The following is a 15,313-nucleotide window of genomic DNA, read 5'->3' on the forward strand; positions in this document are numbered from 1 at the left end:
GGAAAGAAGAGCAGTTGTTAAGAAAGGTGCCGCAAAAGCCAGACTGGCTTTTGCGGCACCTTTAAGCATTTCTTTAATAGCCTCCCCAAGGCGGAATCTGCGTTGCGCCACCAGGATTCTGGGGCGTATATCCAGGTCCGTACTGCTGGGGAATTCCGCCGGAGGAATCAGGATCGCCTCCCGGAGGAAGAATAATGGAGTTGGCGGAATGGATGGTACAGTAACCTGGCATAGCATATTTGGAATCATCCGTTGTCCCTTCCTCTCCCGCAGGGATTGCCATGAATATGGCTGTGGTCCGTTCCGGACAATAAGGAGTTGGCAGGCGGTGGGATACAGAGCAGACCGTAGCGCGTACATGATTGTTGCATACGTCCGTAGGAACCGTACCCTTTGCAAAAAATTCCGTATATACCGCATTGCCTCTGGGGTCATTGGTACAGATTCCGGAGACTGCCAGCTTGCCGGATTTCCGGCAGATCTGAGCGGTTTCGATGCTGTCCGGCACCGGAAATCCGGGATCAGACATTCCCTCATGGACTCTGGTCATGATCTTCCGCCAGATGCCCTTGTGGAATGAGGTGCCTCCGTTTTGTTTCGTCAGCTTCTGGTTGTCATCGCAGCCGGCCCAGATACCTGCAGTATAATAGGGGGTAAAGCCTACGAACCAGATATCATTGTTTGCGGTGGTTGTACCACTTTTTCCTGCTGCCGACATGCCGGGAATCTGTGCCGCGGCACTGGTGGAGCTTGGTCCCGAGCTTGAGAATTTCCTGCTGCTTTCCATGGAGTCTGCCATGGCATCGGTCAAAAGAAATGCGGTGGAATCCTTTAATACCCGGTGGGTTTCCGGGGTATTGTCAATTAACACCTTGCCGTCGTGGTCCAGAATCCTGGTAAAGAATATGGGCTTTTTGTAAACCCCTCCGTTGGCTACGGTGGCAAAGGCGCCGGTCAGCTCTAAGTTGGAGACACCGGTGGTGATCCCTCCAAGGGCCAGGGCAGGGTTATAATCCGTATCGGTTAAGGAGGTGATGCCGAAATTCTTGGCATACTCTACTCCAAGCTGAGGCGTAACGGTTTCCATCAGGCAGCGGACAGCCACGATGTTCATGGAATAGATGATTCCGTCCCGTATGCTGGAGTAGCCTTGATAGCCGGAGCTGTACCAGTTGGAAAATGTCTTTTTGCCTACCGTATAAACGGAATCGTAATAAACTGTTCCAAGGGTGGCTCCGCAGGTGTCAATGGCAGGTGCAAAGGCTGTTAAGATCTTAAAGGTGGAGCCTGGCTGCCGGTATGTGTTGCTGGCCCGGTTTAAGGTCAGGCTGGCAGTTTTCTGCCCCCGTCCGCCGCTTATGGCTTTTACTTCTCCTGTTTTCTGGTCCATGAGAACAAAGGAAGCCTGAGGCTGCAGCGTTATATGGAGGTTTTCGCCAAGAATGGTATCCCCGTCTTTTAAGAGATAAGCCTTGTATCCATCAATATCGGCCTGAACAGCTTCTTCGGAATTATATAAGCCGTCATATCCTGTATCTCCGTTTTCCCTGTGGTAACGCTTTATGTTTTCCTGGGAGTAATGGGTAGTGGTTTCATCCTTGTGGGTAACGGACAGTCTGTATTCTATGGAATATCTGGCAGCGGAATAGTTTTCAGGATTGTTGATTTCCTCGTCTACAATGGTCTGGAGCCTGGGATCCTGGGTGGTATAAATGGACAGGCCGCCGCTGTAAAGTAAGTTGTGGGCCTGGGTATCTGTATATCCCAACTGGTCCTTCATGGCCTTTTTCACCTGCTCCACCAGTTCATCTGTAAAATAGCTGTAAGGGGAGGAGGTTTCCTTGGTGGCGGTGTCTACATTCTGGATTCTGGAATAGACATCGTCGGACAGGGCAACATCCTCTTCTTCCTTTGTGATATAACCCTGGTCAAGCATGTACTGGAGGATTACCTTTTGCTTGTCCGAATTGGCCTTTTGTCCTGCAATAGGATTAAACTTTGATGGGTTCTGGGTGATCCCTGCAAGGACTGCGCATTCCGATAAGGTTAAATCTGATACGCTCTTATTGAAATATCTTCTGGCAGCTACCTTCACTCCCAGGGAATTATTGCCCAGATTAATGGTATTTAGGTAATTGGTTATGATCTGCTCCTTAGACATAGCCTCGTCCAGCTTGACAGCTAAAAACCATTCCTGCAGCTTTCGCTCCAGCCGCTCCCCGAAGCTTTTTTCCATACCGCCGCCGAAGACGCTGTTTTTAATCAACTGCTGGGTAATGGTGCTGCCTCCGCCTGCGGTGGAATCGCCTGTCAGCACACCTTTGACGGCGCGCATAATGGAACGCAAATCAATTCCGTTGTGATCCCAGAACCGGGAGTCTTCATAGGAAACGAAGGCGTTGATAAGGTTCCTGGGAATCTCCTCATAGCTGGCTTCCTCCCGGTTGGAACCTGCGGTCACCAGGGTTTCAGTAACGTTGCCGGCGCTGTCATAGACGGTTGTTGCATATTCATTTGGAACAATGGTTGCGATATCCACGTCAGGAGCATTGTCTATGATACCTTTTGCCATGCCAAAGCAGATGCTGGCAGCAACAATGCCGCCAAATAAGCACAGCACAAATAAACTCTTTAAAAAGGCAAGAAAGACCTTGGTAGTGTATTTCCTTGCTTTTGAATTGGCAGATCTGATTTTCTTCTCTGTCGATTGTTTGCCGTAATTCATAGGAAACCTCCTTTACCGATTCATTATACCAAAAATTGTCGTACAATTCAACACTTACCATTTTTGGAGATAATCAGACAAAATATACATGAAAGCTTGCCTGTACCCGGACTTTTGGATATAATGAAAGGAATCGGTCAAAAAGAAGAAATGAGGAAATTTATGAGAAAGGCTTACAGGATTTTGTATCAGGGCGGCACAGGAGAAATTGTCGAGAAAAAGTCCCGGTTCATTGCTAACTTAAAGCCAGTGGAAACAGAAGAAGAGGCTCAGGCTTTTATTGAGGAAACAAGAAAAAGGTATTGGGATGCAAGGCATAACTGCTACGCCTGGATTATAGGAAGAGGCGGGGAGGAAAAGCGCTTGAGCGATGACGGGGAACCAAGCCAGACAGCAGGAAAACCCATGATGGACGTTCTGGAAGGCGAGAAGCTTGTAAATCTCTGCGGGGTGGTGACCCGGTACTTTGGAGGGACTCTTCTTGGCACAGGAGGCCTGGTGAGAGCCTACTCCAAGGCGGTGCAGGAAGGGCTTAAGGCCTGCACGGCTCTGACTGTGGAACCGGCGGTGAAGCTTTCTGTAGCTACGGATTACAATGGCATTGGAAAGATCCAGTATCTTCTGGGACAGCGGGAGATCACGACTCTTGGCATTGAATATACGGACCGTGTGGAGCTTACCGCCCTGGTTCCTGATGAGGCCTTGGATAAGCTCCGGACGGATATTACCGAGGTGACCAACGGAAGAGCCGGCCTCCTTGTGTCAGGGGAGGTTTATTATGGAATTTTTAATAAGGATGTGGTGCTGTTTCCGGGATGAGAACCAAAAGTTTTAAAAAATTGTCGAAAAAACAGGAAAAAATCTTGCAATATGAAGTATAGGATGATATACTGAATAATCGTGATAATGTAGATGAAACTAAGGGCGGATCTGGTCCTTAGTTTTTTATGATATGGGAACATGATTGCCTGTATTATAAAAATGTACTTTGGCCGCATACCCTTTCAAAGGCCGGGGTACATTCTTTGTTTAAAGAATAGAAAGAAGAGTACATTTTATGAAGATGAAAAGAGAAGACATAAGAAATGTGGCGATTATTGCCCACGTCGATCATGGCAAAACAACCCTGGTGGATGCCCTGCTTAGGCAAAGCGGTATTTTCCGTGAGAATCAGGAAGTCATGGAGCGGGTAATGGATTCCAATGATATTGAGAGAGAGCGTGGAATCACCATTTTATCCAAGAATACGGCTGTTCATTACAACGGGACCAAGATCAACATCATTGATACCCCTGGCCATGCGGACTTTGGAGGCGAGGTGGAGCGGGTTTTAAAAATGGTAAACGGCGTAATCCTGGTGGTAGATGCTTATGAGGGCGTTATGCCCCAGACGAAGTTCGTGCTCCGGAAAGCATTGGAGCTGGGACTGTCTGTGGTGACCTGCATTAATAAGATCGACCGCCCGGAGGCAAGGCCCCAGGAGGTGGAGGAAGAAGTATTGGAGCTTCTCATGGACCTTGATGCCAATGACGAACAGTTGGACTGTCCGTTTGTCTATGCCTCTGCAAAAGCAGGATTTTCCAAAATGGGGCTGGAGGATCAGGAAGTTGATATGAGCACCTTGTTTAAGACTGTAATTGATCATATACCGGCTCCGGAAGGAGATCCGGATGCATCTACCCAGCTTCTCATCAGCACCATTGACTACAATGAATACGTTGGACGAATCGGCGTAGGCAAGGTGGATAACGGACGCATCAAGGTGAACCAGGAGTGCGTGATCGTAAACCACCATGACCCGGATAAATTCCGTAAGGTAAAGGTAGGGAAGCTTTATGAATACGAAGGCCTTAACAAGGTAGAGGTTCAGGAAGCCACCATCGGCGCCATTGTGGCCATATCCGGCATTGCGGATATCCATATCGGTGATACCCTCTGCTCTTCGGATAAACCGGAAGCGATTCCCTTCCAGAAGATCTCAGAGCCAACCATTGCCATGAATTTCATGGTAAATGACAGCCCTCTTGCCGGACAGGAAGGAAAATTTATTACCTCCCGCCACATCAGAGAGCGTTTGTTCAGGGAACTGAATACGGATGTCAGCCTTCGGGTGGAGGAGACCGATTCTCCGGACTGCTTTAAGGTTTCCGGCCGCGGGGAGCTTCATCTGTCTGTTTTGATTGAAAATATGAGAAGAGAAGGCTTTGAATTCTCGGTCAGCAAGGCGGAGGTTTTGTACCGTTTTGATGAGAGGAACCATAAGCTGGAGCCTATGGAGATCGCTTATGTGGACGTGCCGGAGGAATTTACAGGAGCTGTTATCCAGAAGCTTACCAGCCGTAAGGGAGAGCTTCAGGGCATGAGTCCTGCCAATGGAGGCTATACAAGACTGGAGTTTGCAATTCCTTCCAGAGGTCTGATCGGTTATCGTGGAGAATTCATGACAGATACAAAAGGAAACGGAATCATGAATACGTCATTTGACGGCTATGCGTCCTTTAAGGGAGACTTATCCTACCGTAAGACAGGATCCCTGATCGCTTATGAGTCGGGAGAATCCATTACCTACGGCCTGTTTGGTGCCCAGGAAAGGGGAAGCCTGTTTATCGGGCCTGGAGTAAAGGTATATTCCGGCATGGTTATAGGACAGAATCCAAAGGCAGAAGATATCGAAATCAATGTATGCAAGACGAAAAAGCTGACCAACACCCGCTCTTCCAGTGCGGATGAATCTCTTAAGCTGACAACACCAAGGGAGATGAGCTTAGAACAGTGCCTGGACTTTATTGATGTCGACGAACTGCTGGAGATCACTCCTTCAAACCTTCGGATCAGAAAGAAGATTTTGGATCCTACTTTGAGAAAAAGGTCTTCTAGTAACAAAAAATAAATGGCGTAAATTGTATTATTAAGGAGAATGCCGCCCTCATTAACCGAAAATTCGGCAATGTGGCGGCGTTCTCCTTATTTTTCTCGGGCATTCTGCCTTGTTGTGTCGATATTTTTGGATTGTTTTCTATCATTTTAATGGCTTCTATCACATAAATTTAATATTAGCTGTGAAGCGTATTAGCAAATAAGTGAAAGAAGAGGGGAAATACAATGTCAGAAAAAATGATTGAAAACAACAAAGTGAGCGTTATCGGAGAAATTATCTCTGGCTTCACCTTCAGCCATGAAGTATTTGGAGAAGGATTCTATATGGTGGATGTTGCGGTAAACCGTCTTAGTGAACAGGCAGATGTTATACCACTCATGATTTCAGAACGTTTGATTGACGTGGAAGGGGATTACAGCGGCTTAACAGTAGAATCCGTTGGCCAGTTCCGTTCCTATAACCGTCATGAAGGCACGAAAAACAGACTGGTGCTTTCTGTTTTTGTGAGAGAGATCCACTTTATAGAAGAATTTACGGATTATACAAAGACCAATCAAATTTTTCTGGATGGATATATCTGCAAAGCTCCCATTTACAGGAAAACGCCTTTGGGCAGGGAAATTGCGGACCTGCTCCTTGCGGTCAACCGCCCATATGGAAAATCAGATTACATACCCTGCATCGCTTGGGGGAGAAATGCCAGATATGCTTCCGGATTTTCGGTAGGAACAAGAGTAAAGGTATGGGGCAGGGTTCAAAGCAGAGAATACACAAAAAAATTAAGTGAAACAGAGTGTGAAAAGAGAGTGGCTTACGAGGTATCAGTCAGCAAGCTGGAATGTGCGGAATAGCATCTGTTATTTATAAATCAGGGAATGCCTTGCAGGCAACCCATTACACCCGGAAAGCATGGACAATATTAAGGAAAAGGTAAGAAAACTTGCAAAAAAATTAAAATTATGATACGATAAGCAGGTTCTAACATAATATGTAAATAATTGCTTTTTAGCTGTTATGAGGTGCTGAAGGATGAGTAGAGGTGCAATACAGGTTATATGTGGGGAAGGAAAAGGAAAAACTGCGGCCGCGATGGGTATGGGAATCGGAGCTCTGGCCCAAAATAGAACTGTTATCATGATACAGTTTTTAAAGGGCTGCTCTGGGCGGACTTCATTTGATGTTATGAAACGCCTGGAGCCTGAGATGAAAATATTCCGGTTTGAAAAGTCCGATTGCTTTTTTGAAAGCCTTTCTAAAGAACAGCAGGAAGAGGAGCAGAGAAACATCCGCAACGGCCTGAATTTTGCAAAGAAGGTCGTTTCAACCGGAGAATGCGACATGCTGATCCTGGATGAGATCCTTGGACTTCTGGACCAGAAGATCATCGAGGCAGAGGAGCTGGCAAAGCTGCTTCAGTCTAAAGTTGATGAGATGGAGGTCATATTAACCGGTAAGATATTTCAAAAGGAAATAGAACCTTATGTAGATAGTATTCTGGAAATCAACCATGTTAAAGTTGACAACACAAAATAATAATGATAGTATGGAGACATACATAATAGAGTAGAGGTTGCGTTGCTTATAAGTACTCTGTCCGATGTATCAGGTACAGATGAGGGCAGGGGGAAGGAAGAAACGCCGAAGAACGGTATGGCCTGAGCATACCTGTTCTGGGCATATGGTTAAGAGCCATATGACTGTCATCCAATTGGATGGGGGGCTACTTAAAGAAAGATGAGATTACCAGATTCTGAACTTTAAGAGCTGACCCTGTTGTCAGCTCTGTTTTTTTTCATAGAAAATTCCCTTCTATGAATCAAAAAGCGCTCAGCGAAAACAGAGAAGACTTCGGGCCGGATGAAAGTTTACTATGTATGACGAAAAAGAATCAGGAGGATAATATTATGGCAATTTTTGAAGGTGCAGGTGTAGCTCTTGTCACACCATTTAAGGAAAATGGGGAAATAAACTACGGGAAATTGGAGGAACTGGTAGAAGAGCAGATCGCTTTGGGAACAGATGCCATCATTGTCTGCGGTACAACAGGCGAAGCTTCCACCATGACCCATGAGGAGCACTTAGAGGCGATCAAATACGTATGTGATGTGACGAAAAAGAGGATTCCGGTCATAGCAGGAACCGGCTCCAATTCCACGGATACAGCGGTTTATCTGTCTAAAGATGCGGAAAAGTACGGTGCGGACGGGCTTCTCCTCGTGTCTCCCTACTATAACAAGGCAACTCAGAAGGGACTGAAGGCTCACTTTAGAGCAGTTGCTGATGAGGTGAAGATTCCCATTCTCCTGTATAATATTCCGGCAAGGACAGGGATCAACATTGCAGCCGAGACCATCGCGGATTTATGCTTAAATGTCCCCAACATTGTGGGGGTAAAAGAGGCAAGCGGGAATTTTTCGGCCATAGCGGATCTGATGAATCTTTCGGATGGCCGTGTAGATCTTTATTCCGGCAATGATGACCAGATTGTCCCCCTGCTGTCCCTGGGAGGAAAAGGTGTTATTTCCGTTCTTTCCAATATTGCGCCGGCTCAGACTCACGAAATCTGTGAGGCTTATTTTAAGGGAGATGTTAAACGGAGTGCTGCACTGCAGCTAGCTGCCATTCCTCTTATTAATGCCTTATTCTGCGAGGTCAATCCCATTCCGGTTAAGGCTGCCTTAAATCTTATGGGAAAGGCTGCTGGCCCCATGCGTCTGCCCCTTACTGAAATGGAACCTAAGAATCAGGATCGTTTAAAACAAGCCATGATTGAGTATGGAATTCTGTAATCAGTAAATGATACACACATAGAGGAAACACCCTGCGGATATACCTTTATGCCCAAAAAGCATGGGCGGGAAAGAGGAAACACCCTGCGGGTATACCTTTATGCCCAAAAAGCGTGGGCAAGAAAGAGGAAACACCCTGCGGGTATACCTTTATGCCCAAAAAGCATGGGCGGGAAAGAGGAAAACATGATTAGGATGATAATGCACGGCTGTAACGGAGCCATGGGTCAGGTGGTGACTGGAATTGCGGCAGAGGAAAAAAATATAACCATTGTTGCGGGAATCGATCCCAGTGACACCGGGCAGAATACGTATCCGGTATTTCCGTCCCTGGAGGCATGTGATGAAGAGGCGGATGTGATCGTGGATTTTACCTCCTCCAAAGCATTGGATGGCCTTCTTGAATACAGCGTAAGAAAAAAAATACCTGTGGTAGTATGTACCACCGGCCTTTCGGAGGAGCAGATGAAAAGTCTGGAAGAGGCTGCAAATCATGTTGCTGTCCTTAAGTCCGCCAATATGTCTCTTGGAGTCAATCTGCTTATGAAGCTGGTAAAGGATGCGGCCCAGGTCCTTGCGGCAGCAGGATTTGACATTGAAATACTGGAAAAGCATCACAATAAAAAACTGGATGCCCCCAGCGGAACAGCTCTTGCCCTGGCAGATTCCATTAATGAGGCTATGGATCAGGAGTTTCATTATGTTTACGACAGAAGTCAGGTCAGAAAAGCCAGAGACAAAAAAGAGATTGGGATCCAGTCCGTCCGGGGAGGAACCATCGTCGGAGAACATGATGTGATTTTTGCAGGAAAGGATGAGATCGTCACCTTCCATCACACCGCCTATTCCAAGGCGATTTTTGCAAAAGGCGCTGTTTCCGCAGCAAAGTTTCTGGCAGGAAAAGCTCCGGGATTATATTCCATGAAAGATGTAATAGATTCATAAATTTTCCAATATCTTCCACCATAATTCATTCTTCCTCTACACATACTAATCGTAGAAAATGAAAGGAGAATGTATTATGAAAAGAATAAAACCTTATGCAATTGCCCTTATTGTCATTATGACAGTAATGTGTCTGACTGCTTGCGGCACCACCAAGAATAACGATGGAACATCAGCAGGTACCACGGCTGCAACGACCCAGACGACAGCGGCAACAACGACGAAAGAAACCACCTCTGCAACGGCTACAACAGGTGCCAATGAGAGTACTGGTGTGATTAACGGTGTTGTTAATGATGTAGAAAAAGGGGTTGACAAAATTACAGGGGAAAGCAATGGCCAGCCAACCACGGAAGCCACAAAGGCTCCATAATAGGAAGAGAATTGAAAAAAAGCTTCAGGCATGGAAACTATGCTTGAAGCTTTTTTTAATTTACGATATAATGGAATTAAGGCATATCTTGTTGTATTTCAAAATATTTCTTCTTAAATTTTATTCAGAGAGCCCATATTCCGGCCGGATATCCAGAACAATATAAAGAATAACAGGGCCTGCTTGGCAGGGAGGCAAAACAGCTATGAAAGGAAAGTTTGATTATTTCAAATATCAGCGGTATAATAAAAAAAGGAAAAAGCCCTGGAGAAGCCTGAAGTGGTTCAAGCCTTATGGGGAAGGCCAAAGCATGGGATTAAGAAAGAGGCTGCTTCTTCTCATCATTTTGGAAGGGGCGGTGTTTTCCCTGTCATATGGAGGAACCATTGGAGACAATGTTCATGGCTTTCTGTTTGCCGGTCAGGAGGAGCAAGAGGAAAAGGAAGTGATTTCTGAAGCTTTCTGGGGCAGAAAAACCGGGGAGACCAGGGAAGAGGGACTTTCTGTGGACTGGAAGGCCGGCACGGTTAAACTCTGGAAGAAGATGGAGCGGGTGATCCTTCTGGGACCTGATTGAGAAACAAAATCCCATGATGGTCATAAGTATTTATAATAATAAAACCAGTTGCATTCCTATTTTTACTGTATTATAATTTCTACTGAAACACCATAGTTTTATTTGAAAAACTTATAAATTAATTCAGAAAAGGACAGGTGGATACCGTGGAGAAAAAAGAATTGCTGTATGAGGGAAAAGCAAAAAAGGTTTATACGACCGAAGACCCGGATGTATTGATTGTTTCATACAAAGACGATGCCACAGCATTTAATGGCCTTAAAAAAGGAACCATTGTGGGTAAGGGTGCGGTCAATAACCGGATGACCAACTTTATCTTTCAGAAGCTGGAAGCCAAAGGTGTTCCCACCCATCTGGTGGAAGAGTTAAACGACCGTGAGACGGTGGTGAGGAAAGTGGAGATCATTCCTCTTGAGGTGATCATCAGAAACTATTCCGCAGGAAGCTTTGCCAAGAAAATGGGTATGGAAGAGGGCGTAAAATTCCCCTGTCCCACTCTTGAATTCAGTTATAAAAATGACGATCTGGGCGATCCGTTCATCAACAGCTATTATGCCTTGGCCCTGGAGCTGGCGACTCAGGAAGAGATGGACAAGATCACGGAATATGCCTTTAAGGTAAATGAAGTGCTTAAAGATTATTTTGACGGTTTAAACATTGATTTGATCGATTTTAAGATTGAATTCGGCCGTTACCATGATCAGGTCATCCTGGCTGACGAGATCTCCCCTGACACATGCAGGTTGTGGGACAAGGATACCTACGAAAAGCTGGATAAGGACCGCTTCCGCAGGGATTTAGGAGGTGTGGAGGACGCATACGAGGAAGTATTCCGCCGCCTTGGCATCAGGTAAACAGCACAAAGAGGAAACATCCTACGGGTATACCTTTGCGCCCGATGCCCCATAAAGCTGGGCAGACCCTAAAGCGGGGCGGGCTTTGCCCAAAAAGCATGAGCAGGAAAGAGGAAAGACATTAGATGAATAACGAATGGGATTTCAATTTTGAGGAAGAGTTGCATGAGGAGTGCGGCGTATTCGGAATGTATGATTTTGACGGCGGCGACGTTGCTTCCACCATTTATTATGGATTGTTTGCGTTACAGCACAGAGGCCAGGAAAGCTGTGGAATCGCAGTCAGTGATACAGAAGGCCCTATGGGAAAGGTAAGCGCCCATAAGGGGATGGGGTTATGTAACGAGGTATTTACACCTGAAATACTGGAAAACCTCCCAGGCAATATCGGCGTGGGCCATGTTCGTTATTCTACTGCAGGCAGCAGCACCCGGGAAAATGCCCAGCCTCTTGTACTCAATTACTTAAAAGGGACTCTGGCCATGGCTCATAACGGCAATCTGGTCAATGCGCCGGAGCTGAGACGTGAGCTTGAATATAACGGAGCCATTTTCCAGACGACCATTGATTCAGAGGTGATCGCTTATCACATTGCCAGGGAGAGAGTGAAAGCTGCCACAGTGGAAGCCGCAGTGGCAAATGCCATGAAAAAGCTCCAGGGGGCCTATTCCCTTGTCATTATGAGCCCCCGTAAAATGATCGGAGCCAGGGATCCTTATGGATTTAAGCCGCTGTGCATTGGAAAACGTGATAATGCCTATATCCTGGTATCGGAAAGCTGCGCCCTTGATACCATTGGTGCAGAGTTTGTCAGGGATGTCCGTCCGGGGGAAATTGTGACCATTACAAAGAAGGGGATTGTTTCCGATACCAGACTCTGCCCTGGAGATAAGTCAAAGGAAGCCAGATGTATTTTTGAATATATTTATTTTGCAAGGCCGGACAGCGTCTTTGACGGTGTAAGCGTCTATCATTCCAGACTGTGTGCAGGCCGTGCCCTTGCCATTGATTCCCCTGTGGAAGCGGACTTAGTCGTGGGGGTTCCGGAATCGGGGAATGCGGCTGCCCTGGGATATTCCCTTCAGTCCGGGATTCCTTATGGAACCGCTTTTATAAAGAATTCCTATGTGGGCAGGACATTTATAAAGCCAAAGCAAAGCAACCGGGAATCATCGGTAAGGATTAAGCTGAATGTATTAAAGGAAGCTGTAGTGGGGAGGCGTGTTATTATGATCGACGATTCCATTGTCAGGGGAACCACCAGCGCCCTTATTGTCAATATGCTTCGGGAGGCCGGGGCAAAGGAAGTCCATGTCAGGATCAGTTCTCCTCCCTTTCTTCACCCCTGCTATTTTGGAACCGACATACCCAACGAGGATCAGTTGATCGCACATAACAGGTCCGTTGAGGAGATCCGGAAGGTTCTGGGAGCGGATTCCCTGTCTTATTTAAAGCTTGACCGGCTGAAAGAAATGGCGGAAGGGCTTCCTATCTGCACCGCCTGCTTTAGCGGAAATTATCCCATAGAGCCGCCAAAAGAGGATATCAGGGGAGAATACAGTGAGTAGGAATATGAATGATTAGAACCGGGGACCTCCGGTCCGGCTGGGCTTATTCAGCCAGGAGGTCCCCGGTTTCTCTTCCCATGAAATAAAAAATATGTTATCATAAATCTATAACGAAACCCAAGGAGGAATTTAACAACCATGACAGATAGATACCAAAGCCCCCTGTCTGAGCGCTATGCCAGCAAGGAGATGCAGTACATCTTTTCCCCGGACAGAAAATTTAAGACATGGAGAAAGCTGTGGGTTGCCCTGGCGGAAGTGGAAAAGGAACTGGGACTTCCCATTAGTTCAGAGCAGATAGAGGAATTAAAGGCCCATCAGGATGAGATCAATTACGATGTGGCGATACAGAGGGAAAAAGAAGTACGCCATGATGTCATGTCCCATGTATATGCATATGGCGTCCAGTGTCCAAAGGCCAAGGGTATCATTCATTTGGGAGCAACCTCCTGTTATGTGGGGGATAATACGGATCTTATTGTTATGAGATCAGCCCTGAAACTGGTCCGCAGAAAGCTTCTGAATGTCATTGATGAACTGGCCCGGTTCGCTGAGGCCTATAAGGAACTGCCTACCCTGGCGTTCACCCACTTCCAGCCGGCCCAGCCAACCACGGTTGGGAAAAGAGCCACTCTCTGGCTTCACGATTTAACCATGGATTTGGAAGATTTGGATTATATTCTCGGCTCCCTCCGCCTTCTTGGTTCCAAGGGCACCACAGGGACCCAGGCCAGCTTCCTGGAACTGTTTGACGGTGATATGGACAAGGTGAGAAAGGCGGATGCCATGATCGCAGAGAAGCTGGAATTTTCCGGCTGCTATCCGGTTTCCGGCCAGACCTATTCCAGAAAGGTGGACAGCCGTGTGGTCAATGTGCTGGCAGGCATTGCCCAAAGCGCCCATAAATTCTCCAATGATATCCGCCTCCTGCAGCATTTAAAAGAAGTGGAAGAGCCTTTTGAAAAGAGCCAGATCGGTTCTTCCGCCATGGCCTACAAGCGCAATCCCATGAGAAGTGAGCGGATGGCCTCCCTGTCTAATTATGTTATGGCAGATGTGATGAACCCCATGCTGGTTTCTTCCACCCAGTGGTTTGAGAGAACACTTGACGATTCCGCCAATAAAAGGCTGAGCATTCCGGAAGGCTTTTTGGCGGTGGACGGAATTTTGGACCTTTATTTAAATGTGGTTGATGGGCTTGTGGTTTATCCAAAGGTCATTGAGAAACATATGATGGCCGAGCTTCCCTTCATGGCCACGGAAAACATCATGATGGATGCGGTTAAGGCCGGAGGAGACAGGCAGGAGCTTCATGAACGGATCAGGGAGCTTTCCATGGAAGCAGGCAGGAATGTGAAGGTCAACGGCCTTGATAACAATTTGCTGGAGCTGATTGCAGCAGACCCATCCTTTAATCTTTCTCTGGAAGATTTAAAAAAGAGCATGGATCCCAAACGATATGTTGGCTGCGCTCCGGCCCAGGTGACCGCTTATCTGGAAGAGGTGGTAAAGCCCCTTCTTGATGAAAACAGGAAGATTCTTGGAATGAAAGCAGAAATTCAGGTATAGGGGCTTACAGGCAGACGTCAGAAATTTTGTGAAGTCTGCCTGTGTTTTTCTTGATTTTTCATAGCAGGAGGGATTCATGAGCAGCAATTTGGAATACTATAAGGTGTTTTATTATGTGGCCCAGTTTAAAAGCATTACCCTGGCGGCGGAGAAGCTGTGTATCTCCCAGCCGGCCGTGAGCCAGGCGGTAAGGCAGTTGGAACGGTCTCTGGACAGCCAGCTTTTTTTGCGGACTTCCAAAGGCGTCCGTTTGACCCGGGAGGGGGAATTTTTTTACGGATATGTAAAATCCGGTTTAGAAAGCATCTGGCATGGAGAAAGTATGTTAAAAAGACTGAAGGATCTGGAGACGGGCGAGGTGCGGATCGGGGCCAGTGATATGACTCTTCAGTTTTATCTGCTGCCTTATCTGGAGAAATTCCATGAGCTGTATCCCAGTATCAAGGTAAGTGTTTCCAACGGGCCCACGCCTGAGACTCTTCGCTATTTATACGACGGTAAGATTGATTTCGGGGTGGTCAGCACTCCCTTTGAAGCAAAGAGCCAGGTCATGCGCAGGGATGTAAAGGAAATAAAAAACGTGTTTGTGGCAGGAGATAAATTCCGCTATTTAAAGGATCAGGAACTGGATTATGAGATTTTAAAAGAACTGCCCTGTATCTTCCTTGAAAGAAATACCAGCACCAGGACGTTTATGGATGAATATCTGGCAGGCCGGGACATAGGGGTAGAACCGGAGTTTGAGCTTTCCACCAGTGACATGATCGTTCAGTTTGCCATGCGGAATCTGGGAATAGGCTGTGTAATGTCAGGATTTGCACAGATGGAGCTGGAAAAGGGGAATCTTGTGGAGTTAAAGTTCCGTGATGAAATGCCGAAACGCCATTTTACCATTGTCACGGACAACAAGACGCCCGTATCTCCTGCCGGGAAGCGCCTTTTGCAGTTAATGACAGGTGATATAATTTGAGCTTATATCGAACATAAATAATATTGACTTTACTTATGTGGTCTCCTGCGCTATCATAGGTAAGT

13 protein-coding genes and 1 riboswitch are annotated in these 15,313 nt (G+C 46.6%); of the genes, 12 read left to right on the top strand and 1 reads right to left on the bottom strand.

From position 1 onward, the window contains the following. Positions 1-73: 73 nt before the first annotated feature. Positions 74-2,725, bottom strand: a complete 2,652-nt coding sequence (locus tag ACYVD3_RS04055) for a transglycosylase domain-containing protein (RefSeq protein WP_460641224.1) — start codon at positions 2,723-2,725, stop codon at positions 74-76. Positions 2,726-2,887: 162 nt separating this feature from the next. Here ACYVD3_RS04055 and ACYVD3_RS04060 point away from each other — a divergent pair, with 162 nt between their 5' ends. From ACYVD3_RS04060 to ACYVD3_RS04115, 12 genes are all read left to right on the top strand, one after another. Further along, entirely contained in the window at positions 2,888-3,544 is a 657-nt protein-coding gene (locus ACYVD3_RS04060; RefSeq protein ID WP_460641225.1) for a YigZ family protein, read from the top strand. A gap of 238 nt (positions 3,545-3,782) precedes the next feature. Next, positions 3,783-5,615, top strand: coding sequence for a translational GTPase TypA (gene typA / locus ACYVD3_RS04065; RefSeq protein ID WP_460641226.1), 1,833 nt, complete (start codon positions 3,783-3,785; stop codon positions 5,613-5,615). Positions 5,616-5,827: 212 nt separating this feature from the next. Continuing rightward, positions 5,828-6,454, top strand: a complete 627-nt coding sequence (locus tag ACYVD3_RS04070; RefSeq protein WP_460641227.1) for a single-stranded DNA-binding protein — start codon at positions 5,828-5,830, stop codon at positions 6,452-6,454. 178 nt (positions 6,455-6,632) lie between these two features. After that, entirely contained in the window at positions 6,633-7,136 is a 504-nt protein-coding gene (locus ACYVD3_RS04075) for a cob(I)yrinic acid a,c-diamide adenosyltransferase (protein WP_460641228.1), read from the top strand. 23 nt (positions 7,137-7,159) lie between these two features. After that, positions 7,160-7,334, top strand: a riboswitch (Lysine riboswitch). Between the two features lie 173 nt (positions 7,335-7,507). Then, complete coding sequence (gene dapA / locus ACYVD3_RS04080) at positions 7,508-8,392, top strand: 4-hydroxy-tetrahydrodipicolinate synthase (RefSeq protein ID WP_460641229.1); 885 nt, start codon at positions 7,508-7,510, stop codon at positions 8,390-8,392. A 186-nt stretch (positions 8,393-8,578) separates the two neighbouring features. Continuing rightward, entirely contained in the window at positions 8,579-9,337 is a 759-nt protein-coding gene (gene dapB / locus ACYVD3_RS04085) for a 4-hydroxy-tetrahydrodipicolinate reductase (protein ID WP_460641230.1), read from the top strand. A gap of 76 nt (positions 9,338-9,413) precedes the next feature. Continuing rightward, a complete protein-coding gene (locus tag ACYVD3_RS04090) occupies positions 9,414-9,710 on the top strand; it encodes a hypothetical protein (protein ID WP_460641231.1) in 297 nt (98 codons plus the stop codon). A 205-nt stretch (positions 9,711-9,915) separates the two neighbouring features. Continuing rightward, positions 9,916-10,287, top strand: coding sequence for a hypothetical protein (locus ACYVD3_RS04095; protein WP_460641232.1), 372 nt, complete (start codon positions 9,916-9,918; stop codon positions 10,285-10,287). Positions 10,288-10,433: 146 nt separating this feature from the next. Further along, on the top strand, positions 10,434-11,141 hold the full coding sequence (gene purC / locus ACYVD3_RS04100) for a phosphoribosylaminoimidazolesuccinocarboxamide synthase (protein ID WP_460641233.1): 708 nt from the start codon (positions 10,434-10,436) through the stop codon (positions 11,139-11,141). A 125-nt stretch (positions 11,142-11,266) separates the two neighbouring features. Then, positions 11,267-12,709, top strand: coding sequence for an amidophosphoribosyltransferase (purF, locus tag ACYVD3_RS04105; RefSeq protein WP_460641234.1), 1,443 nt, complete (start codon positions 11,267-11,269; stop codon positions 12,707-12,709). A 138-nt stretch (positions 12,710-12,847) separates the two neighbouring features. Continuing rightward, complete coding sequence (gene purB / locus ACYVD3_RS04110; RefSeq protein ID WP_460641235.1) at positions 12,848-14,278, top strand: adenylosuccinate lyase; 1,431 nt, start codon at positions 12,848-12,850, stop codon at positions 14,276-14,278. 76 nt (positions 14,279-14,354) lie between these two features. Next, positions 14,355-15,248 carry a LysR family transcriptional regulator gene (locus ACYVD3_RS04115; RefSeq protein WP_460641236.1) on the top strand — a complete coding sequence of 298 codons (894 nt, stop codon included), beginning with the start codon at positions 14,355-14,357 and terminating at the stop codon, positions 15,246-15,248. The last annotated feature ends 65 nt before the right edge of the window (positions 15,249-15,313 follow it).

The sequence above is a fragment of the Lacrimispora brassicae genome (assembly GCF_054772055.1).

What these genes read in the sequence shown, in the direction of transcription:
- ACYVD3_RS04055 (WP_460641224.1), bottom strand. Translation starts at nt 2,725, where the DNA reads ATGAATTACGGCAAACAATCGACAGAGAAGAAAATCAGATCTGCCAAT.
- ACYVD3_RS04095 (WP_460641232.1), top strand. Translation starts at nt 9,916, where the DNA reads ATGAAAGGAAAGTTTGATTATTTCAAATATCAGCGGTATAATAAAAAA.
- ACYVD3_RS04115 (WP_460641236.1), top strand. Translation starts at nt 14,355, where the DNA reads ATGAGCAGCAATTTGGAATACTATAAGGTGTTTTATTATGTGGCCCAG.
- ACYVD3_RS04090 (WP_460641231.1), top strand. Translation starts at nt 9,414, where the DNA reads ATGAAAAGAATAAAACCTTATGCAATTGCCCTTATTGTCATTATGACA.
- ACYVD3_RS04060 (WP_460641225.1), top strand. Translation starts at nt 2,888, where the DNA reads ATGAGAAAGGCTTACAGGATTTTGTATCAGGGCGGCACAGGAGAAATT.
- ACYVD3_RS04075 (WP_460641228.1), top strand. Translation starts at nt 6,633, where the DNA reads ATGAGTAGAGGTGCAATACAGGTTATATGTGGGGAAGGAAAAGGAAAA.
- dapA (WP_460641229.1), top strand. Translation starts at nt 7,508, where the DNA reads ATGGCAATTTTTGAAGGTGCAGGTGTAGCTCTTGTCACACCATTTAAG.
- typA (WP_460641226.1), top strand. Translation starts at nt 3,783, where the DNA reads ATGAAGATGAAAAGAGAAGACATAAGAAATGTGGCGATTATTGCCCAC.
- ACYVD3_RS04070 (WP_460641227.1), top strand. Translation starts at nt 5,828, where the DNA reads ATGTCAGAAAAAATGATTGAAAACAACAAAGTGAGCGTTATCGGAGAA.
- purB (WP_460641235.1), top strand. Translation starts at nt 12,848, where the DNA reads ATGACAGATAGATACCAAAGCCCCCTGTCTGAGCGCTATGCCAGCAAG.
- dapB (WP_460641230.1), top strand. Translation starts at nt 8,579, where the DNA reads ATGATTAGGATGATAATGCACGGCTGTAACGGAGCCATGGGTCAGGTG.
- purF (WP_460641234.1), top strand. Translation starts at nt 11,267, where the DNA reads ATGAATAACGAATGGGATTTCAATTTTGAGGAAGAGTTGCATGAGGAG.